Origin of the sequence: Burkholderia dolosa (assembly GCF_902499135.1) — a bacterium.
Lineage (GTDB): Bacteria > Pseudomonadota > Gammaproteobacteria > Burkholderiales > Burkholderiaceae > Burkholderia > Burkholderia dolosa.
In genome coordinates this window covers 1-25528 of record NZ_CABVPR010000080.1, presented here as the reverse complement: position 1 = coordinate 25528, position 25528 = coordinate 1, and the positions used below count along the sequence as shown (strand labels likewise).

General features: G+C 68.0%; 26 protein-coding genes and 1 pseudogene. 12 read left to right on the top strand and 15 right to left on the bottom strand.

Going from position 1 to position 25528, the window contains the following annotated elements; genetic code table 11:
• From BUB20358_RS28510 to pdxH, 3 genes and pseudogenes are all read right to left on the bottom strand, one after another.
• A pseudogene (locus BUB20358_RS28510) lies at nt 1-222 on the bottom strand (DUF72 domain-containing protein); the annotation flags it as partial.
• Complete coding sequence (locus BUB20358_RS25220) at nt 192-1412, bottom strand: class I SAM-dependent methyltransferase (protein WP_006763557.1); 1221 nt, start codon at nt 1410-1412, stop codon at nt 192-194. The pseudogene BUB20358_RS28510 and the gene BUB20358_RS25220, both read right to left, overlap by 31 nt.
• 118 nt (nt 1413-1530) lie before the next feature.
• Entirely contained in the window at nt 1531-2175 is a 645-nt protein-coding gene (pdxH, locus tag BUB20358_RS25215) for a pyridoxamine 5'-phosphate oxidase (RefSeq protein ID WP_006763558.1), read from the bottom strand.
• A 129-nt stretch (nt 2176-2304) separates the two neighbouring features.
• Here pdxH and tcdA point away from each other — a divergent pair, with 129 nt between their 5' ends.
• Nucleotides 2305-3162, top strand: a complete 858-nt coding sequence (gene tcdA, locus BUB20358_RS25210; RefSeq protein WP_006763559.1) for a tRNA cyclic N6-threonylcarbamoyladenosine(37) synthase TcdA — start codon at nt 2305-2307, stop codon at nt 3160-3162.
• Between the two features lie 145 nt (nt 3163-3307).
• Here the strand turns inward: tcdA and trxA are convergent, their stop codons facing one another.
• Both trxA and BUB20358_RS25200 read right to left on the bottom strand, forming a co-directional pair.
• Nucleotides 3308-4156 carry a thioredoxin gene (trxA, locus tag BUB20358_RS25205; protein ID WP_006763560.1) on the bottom strand — a complete coding sequence of 283 codons (849 nt, stop codon included), beginning with the start codon at nt 4154-4156 and terminating at the stop codon, nt 3308-3310.
• A 51-nt stretch (nt 4157-4207) separates the two neighbouring features.
• On the bottom strand, nt 4208-5089 hold the full coding sequence (locus BUB20358_RS25200) for a pirin family protein (RefSeq protein ID WP_035971825.1): 882 nt from the start codon (nt 5087-5089) through the stop codon (nt 4208-4210).
• A 268-nt stretch (nt 5090-5357) separates the two neighbouring features.
• On the opposite strand from BUB20358_RS25200, the gene BUB20358_RS25195 reads away from it, so the two are divergent.
• Nucleotides 5358-6236: an EamA family transporter gene (locus tag BUB20358_RS25195; RefSeq protein WP_174484794.1), complete on the top strand. Its 879-nt coding sequence runs from the start codon at nt 5358-5360 to the stop codon at nt 6234-6236.
• A 52-nt stretch (nt 6237-6288) separates the two neighbouring features.
• Here BUB20358_RS25195 and BUB20358_RS25190 read toward each other — a convergent pair whose 3' ends face one another.
• Nucleotides 6289-7827, bottom strand: a complete 1539-nt coding sequence (locus tag BUB20358_RS25190) for an N-acetylmuramoyl-L-alanine amidase (RefSeq protein ID WP_045552415.1) — start codon at nt 7825-7827, stop codon at nt 6289-6291.
• Nucleotides 7809-8363, bottom strand: coding sequence for a tRNA (adenosine(37)-N6)-threonylcarbamoyltransferase complex ATPase subunit type 1 TsaE (tsaE, locus tag BUB20358_RS25185; RefSeq protein WP_035971828.1), 555 nt, complete (start codon nt 8361-8363; stop codon nt 7809-7811). Before tsaE ends, BUB20358_RS25190 begins: the two co-directional genes overlap by 19 nt.
• 17 nt (nt 8364-8380) lie before the next feature.
• Here tsaE and queG point away from each other — a divergent pair, with 17 nt between their 5' ends.
• From queG to xerD, 3 genes are all read left to right on the top strand, one after another.
• Nucleotides 8381-9616 carry a tRNA epoxyqueuosine(34) reductase QueG gene (gene queG, locus BUB20358_RS25180; RefSeq protein ID WP_006763564.1) on the top strand — a complete coding sequence of 412 codons (1236 nt, stop codon included), beginning with the start codon at nt 8381-8383 and terminating at the stop codon, nt 9614-9616.
• Between the two features lie 125 nt (nt 9617-9741).
• Nucleotides 9742-10212, top strand: a complete 471-nt coding sequence (locus BUB20358_RS25175) for a methylated-DNA--[protein]-cysteine S-methyltransferase (RefSeq protein ID WP_006763566.1) — start codon at nt 9742-9744, stop codon at nt 10210-10212.
• The gene (gene xerD / locus BUB20358_RS25170; protein WP_006763567.1) at nt 10209-11159 is read left to right on the top strand and encodes a site-specific tyrosine recombinase XerD; all 951 of its coding nucleotides are present in this window, start codon (nt 10209-10211) and stop codon (nt 11157-11159) included. The genes BUB20358_RS25175 and xerD overlap by 4 nt, the downstream gene beginning before the upstream one ends.
• A gap of 164 nt (nt 11160-11323) precedes the next feature.
• On the opposite strand, the gene BUB20358_RS25165 is transcribed toward xerD, so the two are convergent.
• Complete coding sequence (locus BUB20358_RS25165) at nt 11324-12886, bottom strand: class I adenylate-forming enzyme family protein (protein WP_006763568.1); 1563 nt, start codon at nt 12884-12886, stop codon at nt 11324-11326.
• 250 nt (nt 12887-13136) lie between these two features.
• On the opposite strand from BUB20358_RS25165, the gene ybaK reads away from it, so the two are divergent.
• Both ybaK and plsY read left to right on the top strand, forming a co-directional pair.
• Nucleotides 13137-13628, top strand: a complete 492-nt coding sequence (gene ybaK, locus BUB20358_RS25160) for a Cys-tRNA(Pro) deacylase (RefSeq protein ID WP_006763569.1) — start codon at nt 13137-13139, stop codon at nt 13626-13628.
• Nucleotides 13629-13737: 109 nt separating this feature from the next.
• The gene (gene plsY / locus BUB20358_RS25155; RefSeq protein ID WP_006763570.1) at nt 13738-14376 is read left to right on the top strand and encodes a glycerol-3-phosphate 1-O-acyltransferase PlsY; all 639 of its coding nucleotides are present in this window, start codon (nt 13738-13740) and stop codon (nt 14374-14376) included.
• A gap of 63 nt (nt 14377-14439) precedes the next feature.
• On the opposite strand, the gene BUB20358_RS25150 is transcribed toward plsY, so the two are convergent.
• On the bottom strand, nt 14440-14925 hold the full coding sequence (locus BUB20358_RS25150) for a YajQ family cyclic di-GMP-binding protein (protein WP_006763571.1): 486 nt from the start codon (nt 14923-14925) through the stop codon (nt 14440-14442).
• A gap of 138 nt (nt 14926-15063) precedes the next feature.
• Here BUB20358_RS25150 and murB point away from each other — a divergent pair, with 138 nt between their 5' ends.
• Entirely contained in the window at nt 15064-16113 is a 1050-nt protein-coding gene (gene murB / locus BUB20358_RS25145; RefSeq protein ID WP_035971829.1) for a UDP-N-acetylmuramate dehydrogenase, read from the top strand.
• A 125-nt stretch (nt 16114-16238) separates the two neighbouring features.
• On the opposite strand, the gene argF is transcribed toward murB, so the two are convergent.
• The gene (gene argF, locus BUB20358_RS25140; RefSeq protein ID WP_006763572.1) at nt 16239-17168 is read right to left on the bottom strand and encodes an ornithine carbamoyltransferase; all 930 of its coding nucleotides are present in this window, start codon (nt 17166-17168) and stop codon (nt 16239-16241) included.
• Between the two features lie 412 nt (nt 17169-17580).
• On the opposite strand from argF, the gene BUB20358_RS25135 reads away from it, so the two are divergent.
• Nucleotides 17581-17901: a DUF3579 domain-containing protein gene (locus tag BUB20358_RS25135; protein ID WP_035971830.1), complete on the top strand. Its 321-nt coding sequence runs from the start codon at nt 17581-17583 to the stop codon at nt 17899-17901.
• A gap of 160 nt (nt 17902-18061) precedes the next feature.
• Here BUB20358_RS25135 and rpsT read toward each other — a convergent pair whose 3' ends face one another.
• Nucleotides 18062-18334 carry a 30S ribosomal protein S20 gene (rpsT, locus tag BUB20358_RS25130; RefSeq protein ID WP_006482211.1) on the bottom strand — a complete coding sequence of 91 codons (273 nt, stop codon included), beginning with the start codon at nt 18332-18334 and terminating at the stop codon, nt 18062-18064.
• A gap of 303 nt (nt 18335-18637) precedes the next feature.
• On the opposite strand from rpsT, the gene murJ reads away from it, so the two are divergent.
• Both murJ and BUB20358_RS25120 read left to right on the top strand, forming a co-directional pair.
• Nucleotides 18638-20188 (top strand): murein biosynthesis integral membrane protein MurJ, encoded by a 1551-nt coding sequence (gene murJ / locus BUB20358_RS25125; RefSeq protein WP_035971832.1) that lies wholly within the window; start codon nt 18638-18640, stop codon nt 20186-20188.
• A gap of 8 nt (nt 20189-20196) precedes the next feature.
• Nucleotides 20197-21039, top strand: a complete 843-nt coding sequence (locus BUB20358_RS25120; protein WP_035973288.1) for a SirB1 family protein — start codon at nt 20197-20199, stop codon at nt 21037-21039.
• A gap of 149 nt (nt 21040-21188) precedes the next feature.
• On the opposite strand, the gene adk is transcribed toward BUB20358_RS25120, so the two are convergent.
• From adk to lpxK, 4 genes are all read right to left on the bottom strand, one after another.
• Nucleotides 21189-21851 carry an adenylate kinase gene (adk, locus tag BUB20358_RS25115; protein ID WP_035971833.1) on the bottom strand — a complete coding sequence of 221 codons (663 nt, stop codon included), beginning with the start codon at nt 21849-21851 and terminating at the stop codon, nt 21189-21191.
• 208 nt (nt 21852-22059) lie between these two features.
• Complete coding sequence (kdsB, locus tag BUB20358_RS25110) at nt 22060-22851, bottom strand: 3-deoxy-manno-octulosonate cytidylyltransferase (RefSeq protein ID WP_006763577.1); 792 nt, start codon at nt 22849-22851, stop codon at nt 22060-22062.
• 126 nt (nt 22852-22977) lie between these two features.
• Nucleotides 22978-23172: a Trm112 family protein gene (locus tag BUB20358_RS25105; RefSeq protein WP_010090898.1), complete on the bottom strand. Its 195-nt coding sequence runs from the start codon at nt 23170-23172 to the stop codon at nt 22978-22980.
• On the bottom strand, nt 23153-24181 hold the full coding sequence (lpxK, locus tag BUB20358_RS25100) for a tetraacyldisaccharide 4'-kinase (RefSeq protein ID WP_006763578.1): 1029 nt from the start codon (nt 24179-24181) through the stop codon (nt 23153-23155). Before lpxK ends, BUB20358_RS25105 begins: the two co-directional genes overlap by 20 nt.
• 449 nt (nt 24182-24630) lie before the next feature.
• Between lpxK and xseA the strand changes: the two genes are divergently transcribed.
• A partial coding sequence (gene xseA, locus BUB20358_RS25095) for an exodeoxyribonuclease VII large subunit (RefSeq protein WP_174905135.1) occupies nt 24631-25528 on the top strand: 898 nt, incomplete at its 3' end.

Genomic DNA, 25528 nt, shown 5'->3' with positions numbered 1-25528 from the left:
GGGCGGCGTCGCGGGCTCGCCCGCCCGCGCGCCGATGCGTTCGTCGGCAGGCGCGGGATCGGGCGGCGCGCCGAACAGGTCGAATTGCCCGTCGGCGGGCGTGCCGTCCGTGTCGTCGCGCTGCTGTCGTTCGGGCGGCGCGTTGCGCCGCGTGCTGCCGTCACCCATGCATGTCCAGCTCGATGCGCGGCCTAGCGCGGCAGCGCGTGTTCGTACATGTATCGCCGCGACCACGGCAGCGTTTGCGCGCTGCGGCCGGCCTTGCGGCACACGATCTGGAAGATCGATACGTCGTCGTGCTCGAACGCGTATGCGCAGCCGGCCAGATACACGCGCCAGATGCGGAATTTTTCGTCGTCGACGAGCTTGCGCGCTTCTTCGGCCTTCGCTTCGAAGTTCTCGGTCCAGATCTCCAGCGTGCGCGCATAGTGTCGCCGCAGGCTTTCGATGTCAACCGCCTCGAGCCCGCCGCGCTGCGCCGCTTCGAGCGCGAGGCTGATGTGCGGCAGTTCGCCGTCCGGGAACACGTAGCGGTCGATGAACTCGCCGCCGCCGAGCGCCGTCTCGCCGCTTTCCGCATCGGTCGACGTGATCCCGTGGTTCATCGCGATGCCGTCGTCGACGAGCAGTTCGCGGACCCGCGAGAAATAGAGCGGCAGGTTCTTGCGGCCGACGTGCTCGAACATCCCGACGCTCGTGATGCGATCGAACTGGCCTTCGATCTCGCGGTAGTCCTGCAGACGGATCTCGATCTTGTCCTCGAGGCCCGCCGCCTTTACGCGCTCGGTCGCGAGATCGTACTGATTCTGCGACAGCGTGACGCCGAGACACGTCGCGCCGAACTTCTGCGCGGCGCGCAGCACGAGCGCGCCCCAGCCGCAGCCGATGTCGAGCAGCCGCTGGCCGGGCTCGAGCCGGATCTTCGTCAGGATGTGATCGATCTTCTTGATCTGCGCGGTCGCGAGATCCTCGTCGCCGTTCTCGAAGTACGCGCACGAGTACACCATGTTCTCGTCGAGCCACAGCTTGTAGAACTCGTTCGACACGTCGTAGTGATACTGGATCGCCTTCTTGTCGGAGCTCTTCGTGTGGTTGAAGTAGCGCTTCACGCGCGCGAGCTTGCTTGCGCTCGTCACCGTGCTGCGCGCGAGCGAGTAGCCGATGTTGATGATGTCCGACAGCTTGCCTTCGATGTCGATCTTGCCCTTCACGTACGCCTCGCCGAGATTGTCGAGGCTCGGCTCGAGCAGCAGCGGCAGCGCCGACGCGTTGTTCACCTTCAGCGTGACCTGCGGCGCGCTGAAGTTGCCGAAATCGAGTTGTTCGCCGTTCCACAGTACGAGGCGCGCCGGTATGTTCGCCTTCGCCCGTACTTCGTCCGCCCACTGTGCCAGCTTCTTTTCCCAGAACATTTGGATTCTCCGTTTGTTCGTTGAATCGAATACAGCCAAGTATCTTGACCGGCGCCTGCGGCTACGACGCAGGCGCCCGGATGCAACACGAGATGCGGCCGGCCCGCTGGCGCCGGCTTTACGGCGACAGGCGCGAGATCGTCCAGCCTTGCGGCGCCGAAGCGTCGCGGGTGTACAGCAGACGGTCGTGCAGCCGCGACGGGCGGCCTTGCCAGAATTCGATCGTGTCGGGCACGACGCGATAGCCGCCCCAGTGCGGCGGGCGCGGCGGGTCGTCGCCGAAGCGCTCGGCGACCGCCTTTTCGCGCGCTTCGAGCGTCGCGCGGCTGTCGATCACCGCGCTCTGCTCGGATGCCCACGCGCCGATGCGCGAGCCGAGCGGGCGCGACGCGAAATAGCGGTCGCTTTCTTCGGCGCTCGTCTTCTCGATCCGGCCTTCGATGCGCACCTGACGCTCGAGCTCGATCCAGTAGAACAGCAGCGCCGCGTAAGGATGCGCGGCGAGCTCGCGGCCCTTGCGGCTTTCGTAATTGGTGAAGAAGACGAACCCGCGCGCGTCGACGCCCTTGATGAGCACGATCCGCGCCGACGGCCGGCCGTCCGCGCCGACCGTCGCGAGCGTCATCGTGTTCGGCTCGGGAAGCCTGGCGGCGAGCGCCTCGTTGAACCAGCGGTCGAACTGCGCGAACGGATCGGGGGCGACGTCGGCCTCGTCGAGCGAAGCGCGCGAATAGTTGATGCGGAGATCGGCGAGAGTCGTCATGTTATGCAAACGCTTCAAACGGGGGCCAGTATAGCGAACGCCGAAGAATCGTGCGTGCGCGGCGGCACGTGCCGCCGGGGCAGTTCAGGCAGAATAGAGGGCTGCACGACTTACGTTTTCCTTGCTGCCATGTCCGTTGCCGAACCCGCTTCGCCCGATTTTTCCGATCTTACCCCGAGCCCGGCGATCCGGCTTGACGTGGATCGCGAGCGCCGCTTCGGCGGCATCGCGCGGCTGTACGGCGCGCCTGCGCTCGCCGCATTCGAGCGCGCGCACGTCGCGGTGATCGGAATCGGCGGCGTCGGCTCGTGGACGGCCGAGGCGCTCGCGCGCAGCGCGATCGGCACGCTGACGCTGATCGATCTCGACAACGTCGCCGAGAGCAATACGAACCGGCAGATCCACGCGCTCGACGGCAACTACGGCAAGCCGAAGGTCGATGCGATGGCCGAGCGGATCGCGCTGATCGATCCCGCGTGCCGCGTGAACCGGATCGAGGATTTCGCGGAGCCCGACAACTTCGACGCGCTGCTCGGCGGCGGCTTCGACTACGTGATCGACGCGATCGACAGCGTGCGCACGAAGGTCGCGCTGATCGCATGGTGCGTCGCGAAAGGGCAGCCGCTCGTGACGGTCGGCGGCGCGGGCGGGCAGCTCGATCCGACGCGCATCCGCATCGACGATCTCGCGCTGACGATTCAGGATCCGCTGCTGTCGAAGGTACGCGCGCAACTGCGCAAGCAGCACGGGTTTCCGCGCGGGCCGAAGGCGCGCTTCAAGGTCAGCGCCGTGTATTCGGACGAGCCGCTGATCTATCCGGAAGCGGCCGCGTGCGACATCGAGGACGGCGCGGAGCCGTCCGCCGCCGCGCACGTCGCGGGGCTGAACTGCGCGGGATTCGGATCGAGCGTGTGCGTGACCGCGAGCTTCGGCTTCGCGGCGGCCGCGCATGCGCTGCGCGCGATCGCCGCGCGCGCCGCCGGCTGAGTTGCGGCCCGCGGCGAATTCCCCGATTCCGCTCGATGCAGCGGCGCAGAAGATGCGCGGGCCGTATGCGGGGCCGCTCGACGACGTGTCCGACGACGTGTCGCGGCCCGTTCTTCGCAGCCCGGCCGGCGCGGCCGGACGGCGATCAGTTCAGCGCCATGCTCAGCTTGCGGCGCCATGCGGCGACGAGTTCGGGACGATCGCCGGCCAGCTCGAACACCGAAATCATCGTGCGGCGGCCGAGATCGTCGCCGTACGTGCGGTCGCGCATCACGATCTCCAGCAGCTGCTCGAGCGCGCCTTCGTATGCGCGCCGCGCGATCAGGCTTTGCGCGAGATCGAAGCGCGCATCGAGGTCGCCCGGATTCTCGGCGATGCGTGCTTCGAGCGCGTCGGTCGGCGGCAAATCGGCCGTCGCGTCGAGCGCATCGAAGCGGGTCTTGATCGCCTGGTAGCGCGGATCGCCGCCCTGTATCGTCTGCGGCGACAGGCGCTCGGCTTCCGCGCGCGCCTCGTCGATCTCGTTGCTCGCGAGCAGCAGTTCGATCAGGTCGAGCCGCGCGTCGTCGAAACCGGGGCTCAGCGCGAGCGCGGCTTCGAGATGCGCCCGTGCATCGTCGAAGCGCGATTCGGCCATCGCGAACTGCGCGTCGCGCCGTTCGGCTTCCTCGGGCGGCGGCAGCAGCCGGTCGAGGAACGCGCGCAGCTGGCCTTCCGGCAGCACGCCGATGAACTGGTCGACCGGGCGTCCGTCGGCGAACGCGATCACGTGCGGGATGCTGCGCGTCTGGAAGTGCGCGGCCAGCTCCTGGTTCTCGTCGACGTTGACCTTCATGAGCTTCCAGCGGCCTTCGTAGTCGCGCTCGAGCTTCTCGAGCAGCGGGCCGAGCGTCTTGCACGGGCCGCACCACGGCGCCCAGAAGTCGACCAGCACGGGCGTGTCCAGCGACGCCTCGATGACGTCTTTCTCGAAAGTGGCAAGCGTGGTGTCCATGGCGTTCCTTTCGGTTCGAATGTGTTCAGGATGAGGGCGGCGCGCCCGTTTTCAACGCGGCCGCGATTCGGGTAGCGGAATCCACTCGGTCTCGCCCGGCACCTTGCCCATTTCCTGCCGCGTCCATGCGCGTTTCGCGCGTTCGATCGCGTCGCGGCTGCTCGCGACGAAATTCCATTCGATGAAGCGCTCGCCGTCGATCCTGTCGCCGCCGAGCAGCATCGCGCGCGCGCCGCTGCCGCTCGCGAGCGTGACGGTCGCGCCCGGCGCGAGCACCGCCATCCGTTCCGCCGGCACCGGCGTGCCGTCGATCGCGAGATCGCCGTCGACCACATAGACCGCGCGCTCCTCGTGCGACGCGTCGAGTTCGACGCGGCCGCCGGCCGCGAATTCGGCGGCGACGTACAGCGTGCGCGAGAACGTCGTGACCGGCGAGCGCAGCCCGAATGCGTCGCCGGCGATCACCGTCAGCGACACGCCGTTCTCGTTGCGCTTCGGCAGCGTGTCGGCCGCATGGTGCTCGAACGACGGCTCGACGGTCTCGTGCGCGCACGGCAGCGCGACCCAGGTCTGGATGCCGTGCACGGTGTGGCCGCTCGCGCGCTGCGCGTCGGGCGTGCGCTCCGAATGGACGATCCCGCGGCCGGCCGTCATCCAGTTCACGTCGCCGGGCACGATTTCCTGTCGGGAGCCGAGGCTGTCGCGGTGCAGGATCGCGCCGTCGAACAGGTACGTGACGGTCGCGAGCCCGATATGCGGATGCGGACGCACGTCGAGGCCGGTGCCGGGCGGAAGCGCGGCAGGCCCCATGTGATCGAAGAAGATGAACGGTCCGACGAGACGCGCGGCGAGCGCCGGCAGCGTGCGGCGGACCTGCAGGTTGCCGATGTCGCGCACGTGCGGCTTCAGCAGGGCTTTGATCGGCTCGTTCATCGCAGGTCCTGTTGGGGGGCGGGGATGCCGGTCATTGTACTGGTCGCGCGGCCGCGGCGCGCGGCGACGCCCGCCGCACGGGGCACGAGGCACGACGTGCGATGATCCGGGCCGACCCGCGTACGGAGAGAGCACGAAAAGCGATCGCGCCGGCGTCGCTGCTCGCGGCGGATTCCATGCGCTCGGCGCGGATATCGGGCCGCACGGCGAAACCCGGTAGACTGACCGGCTTCAGAACGACGAATCGACGATCGAGGAGATGGTGATGATGGCCCCGAAGGACTTGCTGCTGGCGCTGGTCGTGATCCTTGCATGGGGCGTGAACTTCGTCGTGATCAAGGTCGGCCTGCACGGGATGCCGCCGATGCTGCTCGGCGCGCTGCGCTTCACGCTGGCGGCAGTGCCCGCGGTGTTCTTCGTGCGCCGGCCGCAGATTCCGTGGCGCATGCTGATCCTCTACGGCGCGACGATTCAGCTCGGCCAGTTCGTGTTCCTGTTCACCGGGATGTACGTCGGGATGCCGGCCGGCCTCGCGTCGCTCGTGCTGCAGTCGCAGGCGTTCTTCACGCTCGTGTTCGCGATGCTGTTCCTCGGCGAGCGGCTGCGCGTGCAGAACCTGATCGGCCTCGCGATCGCCGCGGCCGGCCTCGCGGTGATCGCGTCGCAGGGCGGCCGCGCGATGACGCTGGCGGGCTTTCTGCTGACGATCTGCTCGGCCGCGATGTGGGCGATCGGCAATATCGTCACGAAGAAGGTCGGCAACGCGGACCTCGTGTCGCTCGTCGTGTGGGCGAGCCTCGTGCCGCCCGTGCCGTTCTTCGCGCTGTCGCTGTGGTTCGAAGGTCCGCAGCGGATCGCGACCGCGCTCGCCGCGCTGAACGGCGCATCGATCTTCGCGGTCGTCTATCTCGCGTTCGTCGCGACGCTGCTCGGCTACGGATTGTGGAGCCGCCTGATGTCGCGCTATCCGGCTGCGCAGGTCGCGCAGTTCTCGCTGCTGGTGCCGATCGTCGGGCTCGCGTCGTCGGCGCTGCTGCTCGACGAGCATCTGACGCGCGCGCAGCTGATCGGCGCGGCGCTCGTGATGGCGGGGCTTGCGGTGAACGTGTTCGGCGCGAAACTGATGCGGCGCCTGGCGGCGTCGTGACGCGCCGGCACGCAGCGCGTGCCGGCGGCGGGAGCGAAAGCGGGCGCGGCCGTCAGGCCATCCGGTTCTTCGCGAGCGGCGGATTCGCGGCGAAGTATCGCTTGATGCCGCGGAAGATCGCGTCGGCCATCTGGTCGCGATACGCGTCGTCGTTGAGCCGGCGCTCTTCGTCCGGGTTGCTGATGAACGCGGTCTCGACGAGGATCGACGGAATGTCGGGCGCCTTGAGCACCGCGAAGCCGGCCTGCTCGACCGAACCCTTGTGCAGCTTGTTGATCGTACCGACTTCCTTCAGCACGTAATTGCCGTAGCGCAGCGAGTCGCGGATCTGCGCGGTCGTCGACAGGTCGAACAGCGCGCGGCTCACCGCCGCGTCCTGCGTCTTGATGTTGATGCCGCCGATCAGGTCGGACGCGTTCTCCTTGTTCGCGAGCCAGCGGGCCGCCGCGCTCGATGCGCCGTGGTCCGACAGCGCGAACACCGACGAGCCGCGCGCGGACGGCGTCGTGAACGCATCCGCGTGGATCGACACGAACAGGTCCGCGCCGACGCGGCGCGCCTTCTGCACGCGGACGTTCAGCGGCACGAAGAAGTCGGCGTCGCGCGTCATCATCGCGCGCATGTTCGGCGCCGCGTCGATCTTCGCACGCAGCTTCTTCGCGATGTCGAGCGCGATGTGCTTCTCGTACGTGCCGGCGCCCCCGATCGCGCCCGGATCCTCGCCGCCGTGGCCCGGATCGATCGCGACGGTGAGCAGCCGGACGGTGCCGCCCTTGCCGGACTTCGGCGCGGTGAACTTGTAGGTGTCGTCGGCGTCGTCGTCGCTGTCGTCGCGGCGCGCGATGACGGGCGGCGGCTTGACGGCCGGCTTCGCGGGCGTGGACGGCGCGGGCGCCGTGCCGGCGGCCGGCGGCGCGTGATGCGGCGCGGCCGGCGTGTTTTGCGCGAAGCGCTGGAAGAATGCGTCGCTGTTGTCGGTCGCCGCGGGCGGCGCGGCCGGCCCGGTGAGCGCGCTCGGCGGCTGCATCTGCTGCGCGCGCGCCGCGTCGTTCAGCGCCTGCTCCTTGCGTTCGGTCTGCGCGATCAGATCGGTCAGCGGATCGGGGGCGACGGCCGGATACAGATCGAACACGAGACGGTACTTGTAGCTGCCCACCGGCGGCAGCGTGAACACCTGCGGCTTCACCGCGCCTTTCAGGTCGAACACCATCCGCACGACGTGCGGCTGATACTGGCCGACGCGCACCGACTGGATCTGCGGATCGTTCGGCGTGATCTTCGACACGAGGTCGCGCAGCGCCTGATCGAGCTCGAGGCCGGTCAGATCGACGACGAGCCGGTCGGGGCCTTGCAGCAGCTGTTGGCTATTCTGCAGCGGCTGGTCGGATTCGATCGTCACACGCGTGTAATCGCGGGCCGGCCATACGCGCACGCCGAGCACCGACGACGCGTGCGCGAGCCGCGGCACGGCCAGCCCGAGCACCAGCGTCGATGCGCCCGCGCGAAGAATCTGGCGGCGGCGCCAGTTGTGCGTCACAGTGGCCGCCGATTCGATCGAGCGGAACGGTTTGATCAACATCTTTCGAGACATGCGTTTCCTGAAGCGCTGTACGCCCGGACGGTGAGCGTGCGGCCGTCGCCGTCCACGTCGAGCGAGAAGACCAGATCGGGTACGCCGAGCAGCGCACCCGCCTGCTGCGGCCATTCGACGACGCAGATCGCGCTCGAATTGAAATACTCGCGAAAGCCTGCATCGGACCATTCGGCCGGATCGTTGAATCGATACAGATCGAAGTGATAGACCTCGAGTTCCCCATCGTCGCGCTCGAGCGCGTACGGCTCGACGAGCGTGTAGGTCGGGCTGCGCACGCGTCCGCGGTGGCCGAGGCCGCGCAGGATCGCGCGCACGAGCGTCGTCTTGCCTGCGCCGAGATCGCCGACCAGCTGGATCTGCAGCCCGTCGAACGCATGCGCGCGGGTCAGTTCGACACGTGCCGCGTCGAGCGCGTGCGCGAAGCGCTCGCCGAACGCCTCGGTCGCCGCCTCGTCGGCGAGCGCGATCACGCGCTCCGCGAGCGGCGCGGGCAGCGTGGCGGCATGAGACGGGTGGCTGGGCGTGGCTGGCATTCTCGTAAAATAGTGCGATGAACCGATTACCGGAACTTGCCGCATCCGACGGGCCTTCGACTCGTGCCGAAGGCGCGGCGCCGTGCGCGCTCGACGATGCGGCGTTGACTGCGCTCGCCGCGCGCATCAGGGCGTGGGGGCATGAATTGGGTTTCGGGGCGATCGGCATCAGCGATACCGATCTCTCGGATGCCGAAGCGGGGCTCGCCGCCTGGCTGGAAGCCGGTTGCCACGGCGAAATGGATTATATGGCCAAACATGGGATGAAACGCGCGCGGCCGGCCGAACTTGTGGCCGGTACGCGACGCGTGATTTCCGTGCGTCTCGCGTATCTGCCGGCCGAAACGCTCGCCGGCGACGCGCACGACGAGACGGGCGGCGCACTCGCGCCGCGCGACTGGCGCGCGCGCGAACGGGCGCGGCTCGACGATCCGCAGGCGGCCGTCGTGTCGATCTATGCGCGCGGCCGCGACTATCACAAGGTGCTGCGCAATCGCCTGCAGACGCTCGCGGAGCGCATCGAGCGCGACATCGGTGCGTTCGGCTACCGCGTATTCACCGATTCCGCGCCCGTGCTCGAGGTCGAGCTCGCGCAGAAGGCCGGCGTCGGCTGGCGCGGCAAGCACACGCTGTTGCTGCAGCGCGACGCGGGCTCGCTGTTCTTCCTCGGCGAAATCTACGTCGACATTCCGTTGCCGACCGACGCGCAAACGTCGCCGGACGCCGCGCCGGAGACGCCCGGCGCGCACTGCGGCAGCTGCACGCGGTGCATCGCGGCGTGCCCGACCGGCGCGATCGTCGAGCCGTACCGCGTCGATGCGCGCCGCTGCATCTCGTATCTGACGATCGAGCTGAAGGGCAGCATTCCGGAGCCGCTGCGGCCGATGATCGGCAATCGTGTGTACGGCTGCGACGACTGTCAGCTCGTCTGTCCATGGAACAAGTTCGCGCAAGCCGCGCCGGTGGCCGACTTCGACGTGCGGCACGGCCTCGATCGCGCGACGCTGGTCGATCTGTTCGGCTGGGACGCCGGCACGTTCGACGCGCGGATGCAGGGCAGTGCGATCCGGCGGATCGGCTACGAAAGCTGGCTGCGCAATCTCGCGGTCGGGCTCGGCAACGCGTTGCGCGCGCCCGCGGAGCGGCTCGCGCCGGCCGCGCGCGATGCGATCGTCGCCGCACTGCGCGCGCGCGCCGACGATCCGTCGCCGATCGTGCGCGAGCATGTCGAATGGGCGCTGCGTGCCGCGTGAAGGCGGCGTAAAGTGTCGTCGGCGCGGCGCGCGGCGTGCATGACGGGATGCGCGGCCCGCCCACGCCCGCGATCGACGCGATCGCGCGGCAGCGGGCCGCGCCGATCCATCGTTAGGAGGAGCCAATGTTCAACGCAGTGATCGACGCGCCGTTCGGCAAGGTCGGCATTCGCACGGATGCCGCGGCGGTGCGCGAGATCGTCTATCTGCCCGAGTCGATGAAGTCGGTCGAGCCCGACTCGCCGCTCGCAAAGCGTGCGGTCGAGCAGATCGAACGCTATTTCGAGCGCGCGTCGGCGCGCTTCGATCTGCCGCTCGCCGAAGTCGGCAGCGCATTCCAGCACCGTGTGTGGAGCGTGATCAGCGACATTCCGCCGGGCACCGTGCTGACCTACGGGCAAGTCGCGAAGCGGATCGGCAGCGCGCCGCGTGCGGTCGGCCAGGCGTGCGGCGCGAACTACTTTCCGCTCGTGATTCCGTGCCATCGCGTCGTCGCCGCGGGCGGCCTCGGCGGGTTTGCGAACCACGACGACAACGGCTACTACCAGAAAGTGAAGCGCTGGCTGCTGGCGCACGAGGGTGTGCAGTACCGATGAGCGAACCGCTGCCGACTTCCGAAGCCGACGGCGCCGAAGGCGCCGCGTCGCCCGCGCTGCTCGCGAGCCGGGCGTCGATCGACGTGTTCTGCGACGCACTGTGGCTCGAGCACGGGCTTGCGCGCAATACGCTCGACGCGTATCGGCGCGATCTGATGCTGTTTTCTCAATGGCTCGCGGCGACGCACGATGCGCCGCTCGACGCGGCCGACGAGGCGATGGTCACCGGCTACATCGCCGCGCGCAGCGACGGCAAGGCGACGTCGTCGAACCGGCGACTGTCCGTATTTCGCCGCTATTACGGCTGGGCCGTGCGCGAGCATCGCGCGAGCGCCGATCCGACGCTGCGGATCACGTCGGCGAAACAGGCCGCGCGCTTTCCGTCGACGCTTTCGGAAGCGCAGGTCGAGGCGCTGCTCGGCGCGCCCGACATCGACACGCCGCTCGGCCTGCGCGATCGCACGATGCTCGAGCTGATGTACGCGAGCGGGCTGCGCGTGAGCGAGCTCGTGACGCTGAAGACCGTCGAGGTCGGCCTCAACGAGGGCGTCGTGCGCGTGATGGGCAAGGGCTCGAAGGAGCGGCTCGTCCCGTTCGGCGAGGTCGCGCACGGCTGGATCGAGCGCTACCTGCGCGACGCGCGGCCGGCGCTGCTCGGCGCCCGCGCGGCCGATGCGCTGTTCGTCACCGCGCGCGGCGACGGGATGACGCGCCAGCAGTTCTGGAACATCATCAAGCGCCACGCGCGGCACGCGGACGTACGTGCGCACCTGTCGCCGCACACGCTGCGGCACGCGTTCGCGACGCACCTGCTGAACCACGGCGCCGATCTGCGCGTCGTGCAACTGCTGCTCGGCCACAGCGACATCTCGACGACGCAGATCTACACGCACGTCGCGCGCGAACGGCTCAAGACGCTGCACGCGCAGCATCATCCGCGGGGTTGATGCGGGGGCGTGGGCGTCGGCGATGCTGACGCGGCGGCGCGATCTCGCTACGTTACCGCCCCGTGCGCTTGCGCGCTCGCATGCCGCCCCGTCACCTCGCCGCCGCTCGCTTCCGGGCGTCCGTTGTGCGTTCGCCGTTGCGTGCATCGGCCCGCACGCCGCCGTCACTCGAGCTCCCGCAGCCGGTGCTTCAGTATCTTGCCGGTCGATGCCGCCGGTAGCGCATCGACTATGCGGATGCGCGCGGGGCGTTTGTAAGGCGCGAGTCGCGCCGCACACCATTCGTCGAGCGCGGCCGCACTCGCCGCTGCGCCCGGCGACAGCTCGACGAATGCCAACACTTCCTCGTTGCCGTCGACCGGCCGGCCGACGACGGCCGACTGCACGACGTCCGGATGCGCATTCAGCACCTGCTCGACTTCGACCGGGTACACGTTGAAGCCCGAGCGGATGATCAACTCCTTGCTGCGGCCCGCGATCGTCACCGAGCCGTCCGCGTCCTGCCGCGCGAGGTCGCCGGTGCTCAGCCAGCCGTCCGCCGAGATGGCCGCGCGCGTCGCATCCGCATTGCGGTAGTAGCCGAGCATCACGTTCGGCCCGCGCACGCGGATTTCGCCGACTTCGCCCTGCCGCACGTCGGTGCCGTCGGGCGCGACGATGCGTATCTCGATGCCCGGAATCGGCACGCCGACCGAGCAGTCGGCGCGCGGCGCGTCCAGCAGCGTCTGCGTGATCGTCGGGCTGCTTTCGGTCATCCCGTAGCCGTTGTGCAGCGGTATTCCGTACACGCGTTCGACGCGGGCCTTCAGGCTCGCATCGAGCGGCGAACCGCCGGAATACGCGAAGCGCAGATGCGGCGCGCACCATGCATGGCCGTGCGTGTGCAGATGCTCGAGCAGCTTCGCGTGCATTGCCGGCACACCCTGGAAGATCGTTATGCGTTCGTCGGCCAGGGCGACGCGCACGGCCTCGGCGGAGAATCGCGGCGCGAGGCGCAGCGTCGCGCCGGCGTACAGACTGCCGAGGCAGACCGACGCGAGCCCGTACACGTGCGACACCGGCAGCACCGCGTAGACGACGTCGTCCGGCGACACGCGCCGCAGCGTGCTCGATATCGCGGCGATGAACAGCAGGTTGCGATGGGACAGCATCACGCCTTTCGGCACGCCCGTCGTGCCGGTCGTGTAGATGAGCGCCGCGCATTGCGCTGCGCCGTCGGCCGCGACGGGCTCGGCCGGCGCGCTCGCGTCGACGCGATACGACCACGCGCCGATGTCGACCGGCAGCGCGCCGGCCGGTGCCGCGTCGTATCGCGCCGCATGTGCGCGCGCATCCGGCGACGCGTCGGTCGCGAACGCGATCAGCTTCGGGCGCGCATGCGCGGCGATGGCATCGAGTTCGACTGCCGACAGCCGCGCGTTCGACACGAGCGCCCACGCGTCGACACGTGCGGCCGCGAGCAGCAGCACGATCTGCACGACGCTGTTCTCCGCGACGATCATCACGCGGTCGCCGCCGCGCACGCCGACGCCGGTCAGCCATGCGGCGGCCGCATCGATGGCGCGCGACAGCTCGCCGTACGACAGCCGGCGCGCGTCTTCGATCAGCGCGATGCGCTCGGGCGACGCCGTCGCCCAGCGCGTGGACACGTCGGCGATGCGCGCGGGCAGTGCGGCGAGCAGCGCCGAAACGTCGAGCGGCGCGGACGGGCGGGCGGGCGAGGTCATGGCGTCTCCACAAGTGAGGCAGAAGTGAGGCCGGGCTGCGGCGGGACGATACCGGCGAACGATCGTGCCACGGCGGCGCGCGCATCACAATCGGCCGATCGGGTAATGGCGTTTCGCGTCGTTCGCAACGATCATCGGAGCAATCGTCGCGTTGCACGGGCCGCCGCCGGAAGGCGGGCGGCGAGTATACCGCCGGGCGTGCGGGCCGCCGTCGGCGCAGCCGCCGATCGTTCACCCTTAAAATGCCGCCATGAGCAAAACCAGACACGTGTCCGAAACGCCCGCCACGCAGTTGCTGCGTCGCCACGGCGTCGCGTTCGGCGAACATCCGTACGACTACGTCGAGCACGGCGGCACCGCCGAATCGGCGCGCCAGCTCGGCGTCGACGAGCATAGCGTCGTGAAGACGCTCGTGATGGAAGACGAACACGCGAAACCGCTGATCGTGCTGATGCACGGCGATCGCACGGTGTCGACGAAGAACCTCGCGCGGCAGATCGGCGCGAAGCGCGTCGAACCGTGCAAGCCCGAAGTCGCGAACCGCCATTCCGGCTATCTGGTCGGCGGCACGTCGCCGTTCGGCACGCGCAAGACGATGCCCGTCTACGTCGAGGCGACGATCCTCGGGTTGCCGACGATCTACCTGAACGGCGGCCGCCGCGGCTATCTGGTCAGCATCGAGCCGTCGGTGCTCACGACGCTGCTCGGCGCGAAGCCCGTACAGTGCGCGAGCGGCGACTGAGGGTTTCACCTTCGTGGCACGGGTCGCCGGTTCGGTAGAATGGGCGCCGTTTCGGCTTGCCGGTTGCGAGCCGTCCGTTCACCGATACGTTGAAAGAAGAGTCTTCCGCATGCAGATCCTGCTCGCTACCGTCGTTGCCTATCTGATCGGTTCGGTGTCGTTCGCCGTCATCGTCAGCGCCGCAATGGGTCTGGCCGACCCGCGCTCGTACGGGTCGAAGAATCCCGGCGCGACCAATGTGCTGCGCAGCGGCAACAAGAAGGCGGCGATCCTCACGCTCGTCGGCGACGCGTTCAAGGGCTGGATCGCCGTGTGGCTCGCGCGGCGTATCGGGCTGCCGGACGTCGCGGTCGCCTGGGTCGCGATCGCCGTGTTTCTCGGCCACCTGTATCCGGTGTTCTTCCGGTTCCAGGGCGGCAAGGGCGTCGCGACCGCTGCCGGCGTGCTGCTCGCGGTGCACCCGGTGCTCGGGCTCGCGACCGCGCTGACCTGGCTGATCGTTGCGTTCTTCTTTCGCTATTCGTCGCTCGCGGCACTGGTGGCCGCCGTGTTCGCGCCGCTGTTCGACGTGTTTCTGTTCGGCACGAATCGCAATCCGATCGCATGGGCGGTGCTCGCGATGAGCGTGCTGCTCGTCTGGCGCCACCGCAGCAACATCTCGAAGCTGCTCGCGGGGCAGGAAAGCCGGATCGGCGACAAGAAGAAGGCCGCCGCGGACAGCGGCGCGCAGGACGGCGGGAAAGCGTGACGAGCCGCGCGGCTCGCGCACGTGAGCCGCGCACACGGCGTGCGCGGCGCTGTCGGTGTGCTGTCAGTCGCGGAAGTTGTTGAAGTCGAGCGGCGTGTCGGTCACGTCCTTACGCAGCATCGCAATCACGCTCTGCAGGTCGTCGCGCTTCGCACCCGACACGCGCACCGCGTCGCCCTGAATGCTCGCCTGCACCTTGATCTTGCTGTCTTTCACGAGCCGGACAATCTTTTTCGCGAGGTCGCCGGTCACGCCTTTCTTCACGGTGACGACCTGCTTGACCTTGTCGCCGCCGATCTTCTCGATCTTGCCGTAGTCGAGGAAGCGCACGTCGACGTTGCGCTTCGCCATCTTGCTGATCAGCACGTCCTTGACCTGGCCGAGCTTGAAATCGTCGTCGGCGAACAGCGTCAGCTCGCGCTCCTTCTGCTCGATGCGCGCATCGGAGCCCTTGAAGTCGAAGCGCGTCGAAATCTCCTTGTTCGACTGCTCGATGGCGTTCTTCACTTCGATCATGTTCGCTTCGGAAACGACGTCGAACGATGGCATGGCATTCTCCCTTGAGACGCAAGTGCCCGGCTGGCGCGCACGGGCACTCGCTATAATTGCGGACTGTTTGCCATTTTACCGATGCCCCTCCGTTTGCCCAAGGCCGGCCGCGCGCCGCTGCGGCGGACCTGACCGCGAATGCCGATGCCCTCTGACGATTCCGCCCTGTCGCTGCTTCCCGACCATCCGCTCGCCGAGCACAACACGTTCGGCATCGACGTGCGCGCGCGTTTTGCCGCACGCGTCACGCACGCCGCGCAATTCGAGGCGCTGCATCGCGACGCACGCGTGGCCGGGCTGCCGCAACTGGTGCTCGGCGGCGGCAGCAACGTCGTGTTTACGCGCGATTTCGACGGCCTCGTGCTGCTCGACGAAATCGCCGGCCGGCGCGTCGTGCGCGAGGACGACGATGCGTGGTACGTCGACGCGGGCGGCGGCGAGAACTGGCACGCGTTCGTGTCGTGGACGCTCGAGCACGGGATGCCCGGCCTCGAGAACCTCGCACTGATTCCCGGCACGGTCGGTGCCGCGCCGATTCAGAACATCGGCGCGTACGGGCTCGAGATGAAGACGTATTTCGATTCGCTGGTGGCCGTCGAACTTGCGACCGGGCGCAGCGAACGCTTCGATGCCGCGCGCTGCGCGTTCGGCTATCGCGACAGCTTCTTCAAGCGCGAAGGGCGCGGGCGCTTCGCGATCGCGTCGGTGACGTTCAGGCTGCCGAAGCGCTGGACGCCGCGGCTCGGCTATGCGGACGTCACGCGCGAGCTCGACGCGCGCGGCGTCGCGCCCGATGCGGCGACGCCGCGCGACGTGTTCGACGCGGTCGTCGCGATCCGCCGCGCGAAGCTGCCCGATCCGCTCGTGCTTGGCAACGCCGGCAGCTTCTTCAAGAACCCGGTGATCGATGCCGAGCAATTCGACGCGCTGCGCACGCGCGCGCCGGACGTCGTGTCGTATCCGCAGCCGGACGGACACGTGAAGCTCGCGGCCGGCTGGCTGATCGACCGCTGCGGATGGAAAGGGCGCGCACTCGGCGCGGCGGCCGTGCATGACCGGCAGGCGCTCGTGCTCGTCAATCGCGGCGGCGCGACCGGCGCCGACGTGCTCGCGCTCGCGCGCGCGATTCAGGCCGACGTGCGCACGCGCTTCGGCGTCGAGCTCGAACCGGAACCGGTCTGCCTGTAACGCGGCCCGCGGCGTTTTCTCCGGCCCAAACAAAAAGCGCCGATCGTCGATCGGCGCTTTTGCTTTTGCGCGCGGCGCTGCGGCGTTCGCGCGCGTCAGTCAGGGTGTCGGTGCGTCAGGCCGTCTCAGTGCTTCAGGCGGCCGAGCAGCAGGAACTCCATCAGCGCCTTCTGCACGTGCAGCCGGTTTTCCGCTTCGTCCCAGACGACGCTCTGCGGGCCGTCGATCACGCCGGCCGTCACTTCCTCGCCGCGATGTGCGGGCAGGCAGTGCATGAACAGCGCGTCCGGGTTCGCATGGCCCATCATTTCCTCGTCCACGCACCAGTCGGCAAACGCCTGCTTGCGCGCTTCGTTCTCCGCTTCGAAACCCATGCTCGTCCACACGTCGGTCGTTACGAGATCGGCGCCCTTGCAGGCTTCGTTCGGATCGTCGAACACGTCGTAGAACGGCGCGCTGTCCGGCGAGACGAGCTTCATGTCGAGCGCGTAGCCGGGCGGCGTGGACAGGCGCAGCTTGAAGCCGAGGATCTGCGCGGCCTGGATCCACGTGTACAACATGTTGTTCGCATCGCCGACCCACGCGACGGTCTTGCCGGCGATCGGGCCGCGGTGTTCGTAGTACGTGAAGATGTCCGCGAGCACCTGGCACGGGTGATATTCGTTCGTCAGCCCGTTGATGACCGGCACGCGAGAGTTTTCGGCGAAGCGCTGAATGATCTCCTGTTCGAACGTGCGGATCATGATGATGTCGACCATTCGCGAGATGACCTGCGCGGAATCCTCGACGGGTTCGCCGCGCCCGAGCTGCGTATCGCGCGTGCTCATGAACACCGCGTGGCCGCCGAGCTGGAAGATGCCGGCTTCGAACGACAGGCGCGTGCGCGTCGAGCTCTTCTCGAAGATCATCGCGAGCGTGCGGTCGTGCAGCGGATGATAGGTCTCATAGTTCTTGAACTTGCGCTTCAGGATACCCGTGCGTTCGAGCACGTACTCGTAGTCTTCCAGCGAGAAATCCTTGAACTGCAGGTAGTGACGAATGGTTTTGGCGGTCATGAAACGAAATACGGCGGGTCTCACCCGGCAGCTAGGCCGGACGGCGCCGCCGTCGGGTGTGGATAACTCGAAGCAGCATAAAGGATTTTCCGGCCTTTGACGAGCCGCGCCGCACGGCCGGACGGCGCCGCGAAGCGGTTCCGGCGGCACGCGAGGCCCGGGTGCCGGACGCCGCGCGATGGCGCACTGCGGTATAATTCGAAAGTTTTCTCCAGCCCGGCAGGCAAGGCTTCTCGCGCTCTGCCGGACACAAGCCGTGCGCTGCACAAATCCGGTGCGGCGCGCCGGCGGCGCGTAGCGACGGCCTGTTTTCGGGATATTGCACGCGTGTGCCGCCGTCCATTCCAGCTTTGTGTTCGCGTATCCAGGCGCCATCGTCTGGACATCGCCGGGCCGTCACTTGGGTAACCACATGGCTGAAACCCCTCCGACCGAATATTTCATCCAGGGCGTCACGAAAGACGGGAAAAAGTTTCGCCCGAGCGACTGGTCGGAGCGTCTGGCCGGCGTGATGGCCTGCTTCGGGCCGGGCGCGACCGGGCCGAATGCGCGTCTCAAGTATTCGCTGTACGTGCGCCCGACGATGCTCGGCGACACGAAGTGCGTGATTCTCGATTCCCGGCTGCGCGACATCGAGCCGATGGCGTTCGATTTCGTGCTGAACTTCGCGAAGGACAACAATCTGGTCGTTACCGAGGCGTGCGAACTGCCCGACTACCGCGACAAGAAGTGACGTCGGCGGGCGGTGCCCGCATGCTGCGCACCGCCCGCCGGTCCGCGGCTCGGAGTGTCGAGCGACGCGGCATAGTAAAAAAGCCCGCCTAGGCGGGCTTTTTTACGATCGCGGAAACAGGAGCGCCCGCGTGGGCGGGCGCCATTGTCGGTCGCGGAATTTACGCTGCTGCCTGCAGGCCCTTGACGGCTGCGGCGAGGCGGCTCTTGCTGCGAGCGGCCTTGTTCTTGTGAACGATCTTCTTGTCGGCGATCGTGTCGATCGTCTTCACGGCAGCCTTGAACAGCTCGGCGGCCTTGGCCTGATCGCCGGCTTCGACGGCCTTGCGAACCGACTTGATTGCGGTACGGAATTTCGAGCGCAGCGCCGAGTTGTGCGAATTTGCCTTCGCGGCCTGGCGGGCGCGCTTGCGTGCTTGTGCGGAGTTAGCCATGACGGTTCCTTATCCTGTCCTGTTTCCAGAGCTTGGAGCCTGACGGCCAAGCGCTGCTTTTCGATCCGTCCCCTGAGAACGATTGCCCAGGGGCGCATAAAAAAACGGTGAGTTTAACCGAGGCCCACACATGGAAACGGCGGCTGCCGCGCATGTAACAGGCTCAGAAACCGGCGATTATAGCAACAAAATCAAGCGCGTGGCAAGTTCGGCGTGATGTCCGCCGGCCGGCCGCCAGCGGCCGGCGTGCTTTTCGGCTTCGGTCGATGCCGCGCCGCGCAACGTCCGTATAATAAGCGCCCCATGAATCTATTCCGAGCCCTGCTGACGGTCAGCGGCTTCACGCTGCTGTCGCGCGTGACCGGACTGGCCCGCGAGACGCTGATCGCCCGCGCGTTCGGCGCCAGTCAATACACCGACGCGTTCTACGTCGCCTTCCGCATCCCGAACCTGCTGCGCCGCCTGTCCGCGGAGGGCGCGTTCTCGCAGGCCTTCGTGCCGATCCTCGCCGAGTTCAAGAATCAGCAGGGGCACGACGCGACCAAGGCGCTCGTCGATGCGATGTCCACCGTGCTGGCGTGGGCGCTCGCGCTGCTGTCGGTCGTCGGCATCGCCGGGGCGTCGTGGGTGGTGTACGCGGTCGCGTCGGGCCTGCATACCGACGGGCAGGCGTTCCCGCTCGCCGTCACGATGACGCGGATCATGTTCCCGTACATCGTGTTCATTTCGCTGACCACGCTCGCATCCGGCGTGCTCAACACGTACAAGAGCTTCTCGCTGCCGGCATTCGCGCCGGTGCTGCTCAACGTCGCGTTCATCGTCGCGGCCGTGTTCGTCGCGCCGCATCTGAAGGTGCCGGTATTCGCGCTCGCGTGGGCCGTGATCGCGGGCGGCGTGCTGCAGTTCCTCGTGCAGCTGCCGGGCCTCAGGAAGATCGACATGGTGCCGCTGATCGGCATCAATCCGCTGCGCGCGCTGCGTCATCGCGGCGTGAAGCGCGTGCTCGCGAAAATGGTGCCCGCGACGTTCGCGGTGTCGGTCGCGCAGCTGTCGCTGATCATCAATACCAATATCGCGTCGCGGCTCGGGCAGGGCGCCGTGTCGTGGATCAACTATGCCGACCGTCTGATGGAGTTCCCGACCGCGCTGCTCGGCGTCGCGCTCGGCACGATCCTGCTGCCGAGCCTGTCGAAGGCGCACGTCGACGCCGATTCGCACGAATATTCGGCGCTGCTCGACTGGGGGCTGCGCGTGACGTTCCTGCTCGCGGCGCCGAGCGCGCTCGCGCTGTTCTTCTTCGCGACGCCGCTCACCGCCACGCTGTTCAACTACGGGAAGTTCGACGCCCATACCGTGACGATGGTCGCGCGCGCGCTCGCGACTTACGGAATCGGGCTGGTCGGCATCATCCTGATCAAGATTCTCGCGCCGGGCTTCTATGCGAAACAGGACATCAAGACGCCGGTGAAGATCGCGATCGGCGTGCTCGTCGTCACGCAGCTGTCGAACTACGTGTTCGTGCCGCTGATCGGCCACGCGGGGCTCACGCTGAGCATCGGCGTCGGCGCGTGCCTGAACTCGCTGCTGCTGTTCGCAGGGCTGCGCCGGCGCGGCATCTATCAGCCGTCGCCCGGCTGGCTGCGCTTTTTCGCGCAGCTCGTCGGCGCGGCGCTCGTGCTCGCCGGCGTGATGCACTGGTTCTCGATCAGCTTCGACTGGACCGCGATGCGCGCGCAGCCGCTTGCCCGCATCGCGCTGATGGGCGCATGCCTCGTGCTGTTCGCTGCACTATATTTCGGTATGTTGTGGGTAATGGGCTTCAAATACGCTTACTTCAGAAGGCGCGCCAAGTGACGACCGCAATGACCCGCGTCCTCGACTACTTCAGCACGCTCGTGGCGGACGACGACAGTCTGCCCGTCACGGAAGCCGCGCTGTCGCTCGCTCAGGACGCGTATCCGGATCTCGATCTGCAGGGCACGCTCGCCGAGATCGACATGCTCGCTGCGCGGCTGCGCCGCCGGCTCGGCGACGATGCGGACCTGAAGGCCCGTGTCGCCGCGCTGAACGATTTCTTCTTTCGCGAACTCGGCTTCGCGTGCAATCACAACGACTACTACGACCCCGATAACAGCCACCTGAACGCCGTGCTGAAACGGCGACGCGGGATTCCGATCTCGCTGTCGGTGCTGTATCTGGAACTCGCCGAGCAGATCGGCGTGCCGGCGCGCGGCGTGTCGTTTCCCGGCCATTTCCTGCTGCGCGTCACGCTGCCGGACGGCGATCTGATCATCGATCCGACCAACGGCCATTCGCTGTCGGAAGCGGAGATGGTCGAGATGCTCGAGCCGTACGTCGCGCGTGCGGCCGGCGCGGTCGACAGCGCATTGCGCGCGCTATTGCAGCCGGCGACGAGCCGCGAGATCATCGCGCGGATGCTGCGCAACCTGAAGACGATCTATCTGCAGACCGAGCGCTGGCAGCGGCTGCTCGCGGTACAGCAGCGGCTCGTGATTCTGCTGCCCGGCCAGGTCGACGAAGTGCGCGATCGTGGCTTCGCGTATGCGCGGCTCGACTATCTGCGTCCTGCGCTCGAGGATCTCGAGCAGTATCTCGGCGAGCGACCGGAAGCGGAAGACGCAACGGTCGTCGAGTCGCAGGTCACCGAATTGCGGCAGCGAATGCAGCGCGACGCCGACGACTGAACCGGCCGCGCGCCGATGTTGCGCGTTGCGCAACGAGCGTCCGACGTACGCGGCCAGGCGGGCGGTGCAAGCGCCCGTGCATGCCGGCCGCGTTCGGACGAAAAAAACCGCCCGACAGGGCGGTTTCGCGCGCATCGCGTTTGCGACGCTTACTTCAGCGCGTCGAATGCGCGCTCGCGGATTTCGTCGACGGTGCCGAGCCCCGAGATCTTCCGATACTGCGGCGCCTTCAGCCCGTTTTCCTCGCCGCGCTTCGCCCAGTCGCCGTAGTACGTGATCAGCGGCTTGGTCTGCGCTTCGTACACTTCGAGACGCTTCTTGACGGTTTCTTCCTTGTCGTCGTCGCGCTGGATCAGCGGCTCGCCGGTCACGTCGTCCTTGCCGTCGACCTTCGGCGGGTTGAACTTCACGTGATACGTGCGGCCCGATGCCGGGTGCGTGCGGCGGCCGCTCATGCGCTCGATGATTTCCGAAAACGGAACGTCGATCTCGAGCACGTAGTCGATCGCGACGCCGGCTTCCTTCATTGCGTCGGCCTGCGCGATCGTGCGCGGAAAGCCGTCGAACAGATAGCCGTTCGCGCAGTCCGGCTCCTTCAGACGTTCCTTCACGAGGCCGATGATCAGTGCGTCCGGCACGAGCTTGCCGGCGTCCATGTAGCCCTTCGCCTCGACGCCGAGCGGCGTGCCGGCCTTCACGGCCGCGCGCAGCATGTCGCCCGTCGAGATCTGCGGGATCCCGAACTTTTCCTTGATGAAGTTCGCCTGGGTGCCCTTTCCCGCGCCAGGTGCGCCCAACAGGATCAAACGCATGGTGTATCTCCAAGTATGTAGATTCGTGTGGCGAGCACTCGAAGGTGTCGGCGACGGGATGCGCGGGGCTTGCCTGGCGCGCGGCGGACCGGTCTGATGCGGTGCGTCGGCTTCGGCGACGCACGGCTGCCGGTAACGGGCCGCGGCGGGTCAAGCGAGGACGTGCAGGTCGCGGACGGCTCGCAGAACCGCCTGATTATGCCACGGGTTATTTTGAATCCGGCCGAAAAAGGGCCTGCACGCGCGCCAGATCGGCCGGCGTGTCGATCCCCGCTTCGGGCGCGCGCTCGGTGATCAGCACCGCGATGCGTTCGCCGTGCCACATCGCGCGCAGCTGTTCGAGCTGCTCGGCCTGTTCGACCGGTGCCTGCGCGAGCGACGGATAGGTGCGCAGGAAACGCGCGCGATACGCGTAGAGGCCGATGTGGCGATAGACCGGAAACGCGGGCGCCGGCATCGCGGCGACGTCCGGCCAGTGCGGCTGGTATGCGTCGCGGCTCCACGGAATCGGCGCGCGCGAGAAATACATCGCCACGCTGCGCGCGTCGAGCGCGACTTTCACGACGTTCGGATTGAACACGTCGGCCGCGTCGTGGATCGGATGCGCGGCCGTCGCGATCGCGCAGGCCGGATGCCGGGCGAGATGCGACGCGACGTCGCGCACGAGCACGGGATCGATCAGCGGCTCGTCACCCTGCACGTTCACGACGACCGTGTCGTCGCTCCAGCCGAACGCGGCCGCGACTTCGGCGAGCCGGTCGGTGCCGGACGGATGGTCGGCACGCGTGAGCACCGCTTCGAAGCCGTGCGCGCGCGCCGCATCCAGCACGCTCTGCGCGTCGGACGCGACGAGCACCTGTTGTGCGCCCGCTTCGCGCGCGCGTTCGGCGACCCGCACGACCATCGGCTTGCCGCCGAGATCGGCGAGCGGCTTGTTCGGCAGGCGCGTCGATGCGAGCCGGGCGGGAATGACGGCGATGAAGGGTTGCGGGTGAGTCATCGGGTTCGGCGGTGAGGAGGGCGGAGCACGCGGCAGACGAAGCGGCCGCCTGCAGCGTTCGGCGCACGCAGGCGGCGAGCGGCGAGCGGCGGCGTGCGCGGTTGCGTCGGTTCGGCAGCGGGCCGTTCAGCGGCCGGCCGGGTCGACCGGCGTACCTTCGACGGTCTGACGCGCTTCGTCGACGAGCATCACCGGGATGCCGTCGCGGATCGGATACGCGAGCTTGTCGGCGTTGCAGATCAGCTCCTGCGCGGCACGGTCGTAGTGGAGCGGGCCTTTGCAGATAGGGCACACAAGGATTTCAAGCAGGCGAGCGTCCACGGAGTTTCTCCACAACGAGGGCAATGAGGCGAGGGTCGAGCGCGGCTTCGACGGGGACGACCCACAGTCGCGCGTCGCGCCAGGAAGCGCCCAATTTTACTGCATCCTTCTCGGTGATCAGGATCGCGTCGACGGCGTCGTCGACGAACGGGTTGTCGGCGAACGCGTAGTGATCGGGCAATGCGCGCGTCACGGGCGCGAGACCGGCTGCGCGCAGCGTCGCGAAGAAGCGCTCTGGCGCGCCGATGCCGGCCGCGGCGAGCACGCGTTCGTTCGCGAACTGCGACAGCGGGCGGCGCAGCGCGGGCTGGTCGAGGTGCCACGCGGCGCCCGGCGTGAGCGCGAGCGGATAGGTGTTCGGCCACGGCGGCAGCGCGCCGCTGTACGGATCGTTGACGAGCGTCGCGTCGCGGTGGCGCGACAGCGGCTCGCGCAGCGGGCCGGCCGGCAGCAGAAAGCCGTTGCCGCCGAGCCGGTGGTCGAACACGACGAGCTCGACCGTGCGTGCGAGGCGGTAGTGCTGCAGACCGTCGTCGCTGACGATCACGTCGACGTCCGGATGCGCGGCGCGCAGCGCGTGCGCGGCCGCGACGCGGTCCGGGCATACCCACACGGGCGCGCCGGTGCGGCGCGCGATCAGCAGCGGCTCGTCGCCGGCCGCGCTCGCGCGCGACGTCGGCGTGACGGCGGTCGGCGTCTTCACGTTCGCGCCGTAGCCGCGCGACACGACGCCCGGCGTGAAGCCGGCCGCGCGCAGCGCATCGACGAGCGCGATCACGGTCGGCGTCTTGCCGGTGCCGCCGACGGTCACGTTGCCGACGACCACCACGGGCACACCGACGTCGACCGGCGTCTTCCAGCGTTGCGTATAAGCGGCGCGCCGCAGCGCCGCGCACAGGCCGAACACGCACGCGAACGGCGTGAGCGCCCACGCGAACGCGCCGCGCCGCTGCCATTCGCGCGTCACGCGCGTTTCGAGCCGTGCGAGCAGGCCGCCGGTCGCGCTCATCGGGCCGGACGCCGCGCGTCGGGCGCTGCGGCGGAGGACGGATTCGTCAAGGCGGATTCTCCGTTGGGCGGCGCATGCCGCGAGTCTGCGGAAGGCGGCACTCTAGCGCGCCGCACGCCGATGCCGCAAGCGCGGCCGGGCGACGCGATCCGAACGACCGGCCTGCGGCAGGCTGTGGATAACTCTGTGAAAAACTCGCCGCTCTATCGCGCCAAACGCCCGCCGGGCGGACCTCGAATCGGACGAGAATCATTTCGAAAGGTTTAAAAGGCGATAAAAATCAAGGCGTTATGGAGAATTGTCTGGTTTTTATCGCGGTTTTTCGGCGTTTTGATCGGCCGGCTGCTCGCGTGTGGAAACCTTGCACGTATCGCAACGATCGACGTTGCTGCTGGACGTCGCGCGGTTGTCGGACTATCGTGTCGCCGCCAGCACTCATCCGATCGTCCATGCTTTCCGACTCTCCTTTCGCTGCGCCCGGCGCGACCCGCGGCGGCGACGAAGTGATCCCCGTTTCGGCGCTGAATCGCGCGATTTCGACGATGCTCGAGCGCTCGTTTCCGCTGCTGTGGATTTCGGGCGAAGTATCGAACTTCACGCGCGCCGCGAGCGGCCATTGGTATTTCTCGATCAAGGATCAGCAGGCGCAGATGCGCTGCGTGATGTTCCGCGGCCGCGCGCAATATGCGGAGTTCATGCCGCGCGAAGGCGACCGGATCGAAGTGCGCGCCGTCGTCACGATGTACGAGCCGCGCGGCGAAGTGCAGCTGAACGTCGAGGCCGTGCGGCGCACCGGGCAGGGGCGCCTGTACGAGGCGTTCCTGCGGCTCAAGGCACAGCTCGAAGGCGAAGGACTGTTCGCGCCCGAGCGCAAGCGGCCGCTGCCGGCCCACCCGCGCGCGATCGGCATCGTCACGTCGCTGCAGGCGGCCGCGCTGCGCGACGTCGTCACCACGCTCGCGCGCCGCGCGCCGCACATTCCCGTGATCGTTTATCCGGCGCCGGTGCAGGGCGCGGGCGCGGCCGAGAAACTCGTCGCGGCCGTGCAGACGGCGAACGCGCGGCGCGAGGTTGACGTGCTGCTCGTGTGCCGCGGCGGCGGGTCGATCGAGGATCTGTGGTCGTTCAACGACGAGGCGCTCGCGCGCGCGATCGCGGCCAGCGAACTACCGGTCGTCAGCGGCGTCGGGCACGAAACCGACTTCACGATCGCCGACTTCGCGGCCGACCTGCGCGCACCGACGCCGACCGGCGCCGCCGAACTCGCGAGCCCGCAGCGCGCGCTGCTGCTGCGCGAAGTGGCCGACCGGCAGCGCGCGCTCGCACGCTGCATGGAACGCGGGCTCG

Coding starts and splice junctions, on each gene's coding strand:
- BUB20358_RS25220 (WP_006763557.1), bottom strand. CDS start 1,412: ATGTTCTGGGAAAAGAAGCTGGCACAGTGGGCGGACGAAGTACGGGCG.
- pdxH (WP_006763558.1), bottom strand. CDS start 2,175: ATGACGACTCTCGCCGATCTCCGCATCAACTATTCGCGCGCTTCGCTC.
- tcdA (WP_006763559.1), top strand. CDS start 2,305: ATGTCCGTTGCCGAACCCGCTTCGCCCGATTTTTCCGATCTTACCCCG.
- trxA (WP_006763560.1), bottom strand. CDS start 4,156: ATGGACACCACGCTTGCCACTTTCGAGAAAGACGTCATCGAGGCGTCG.
- BUB20358_RS25200 (WP_035971825.1), bottom strand. CDS start 5,089: ATGAACGAGCCGATCAAAGCCCTGCTGAAGCCGCACGTGCGCGACATC.
- BUB20358_RS25195 (WP_174484794.1), top strand. CDS start 5,358: ATGGCCCCGAAGGACTTGCTGCTGGCGCTGGTCGTGATCCTTGCATGG.
- BUB20358_RS25190 (WP_045552415.1), bottom strand. CDS start 7,827: ATGTCTCGAAAGATGTTGATCAAACCGTTCCGCTCGATCGAATCGGCG.
- tsaE (WP_035971828.1), bottom strand. CDS start 8,363: ATGCCAGCCACGCCCAGCCACCCGTCTCATGCCGCCACGCTGCCCGCG.
- queG (WP_006763564.1), top strand. CDS start 8,381: ATGAACCGATTACCGGAACTTGCCGCATCCGACGGGCCTTCGACTCGT.
- BUB20358_RS25175 (WP_006763566.1), top strand. CDS start 9,742: ATGTTCAACGCAGTGATCGACGCGCCGTTCGGCAAGGTCGGCATTCGC.
- xerD (WP_006763567.1), top strand. CDS start 10,209: ATGAGCGAACCGCTGCCGACTTCCGAAGCCGACGGCGCCGAAGGCGCC.
- BUB20358_RS25165 (WP_006763568.1), bottom strand. CDS start 12,886: ATGACCTCGCCCGCCCGCCCGTCCGCGCCGCTCGACGTTTCGGCGCTG.
- ybaK (WP_006763569.1), top strand. CDS start 13,137: ATGAGCAAAACCAGACACGTGTCCGAAACGCCCGCCACGCAGTTGCTG.
- plsY (WP_006763570.1), top strand. CDS start 13,738: ATGCAGATCCTGCTCGCTACCGTCGTTGCCTATCTGATCGGTTCGGTG.
- BUB20358_RS25150 (WP_006763571.1), bottom strand. CDS start 14,925: ATGCCATCGTTCGACGTCGTTTCCGAAGCGAACATGATCGAAGTGAAG.
- murB (WP_035971829.1), top strand. CDS start 15,064: ATGCCGATGCCCTCTGACGATTCCGCCCTGTCGCTGCTTCCCGACCAT.
- argF (WP_006763572.1), bottom strand. CDS start 17,168: ATGACCGCCAAAACCATTCGTCACTACCTGCAGTTCAAGGATTTCTCG.
- BUB20358_RS25135 (WP_035971830.1), top strand. CDS start 17,581: ATGGCTGAAACCCCTCCGACCGAATATTTCATCCAGGGCGTCACGAAA.
- rpsT (WP_006482211.1), bottom strand. CDS start 18,334: ATGGCTAACTCCGCACAAGCACGCAAGCGCGCCCGCCAGGCCGCGAAG.
- murJ (WP_035971832.1), top strand. CDS start 18,638: ATGAATCTATTCCGAGCCCTGCTGACGGTCAGCGGCTTCACGCTGCTG.
- BUB20358_RS25120 (WP_035973288.1), top strand. CDS start 20,197: ATGACCCGCGTCCTCGACTACTTCAGCACGCTCGTGGCGGACGACGAC.
- adk (WP_035971833.1), bottom strand. CDS start 21,851: ATGCGTTTGATCCTGTTGGGCGCACCTGGCGCGGGAAAGGGCACCCAG.
- kdsB (WP_006763577.1), bottom strand. CDS start 22,851: ATGACTCACCCGCAACCCTTCATCGCCGTCATTCCCGCCCGGCTCGCA.
- lpxK (WP_006763578.1), bottom strand. CDS start 24,181: ATGAGCGCGACCGGCGGCCTGCTCGCACGGCTCGAAACGCGCGTGACG.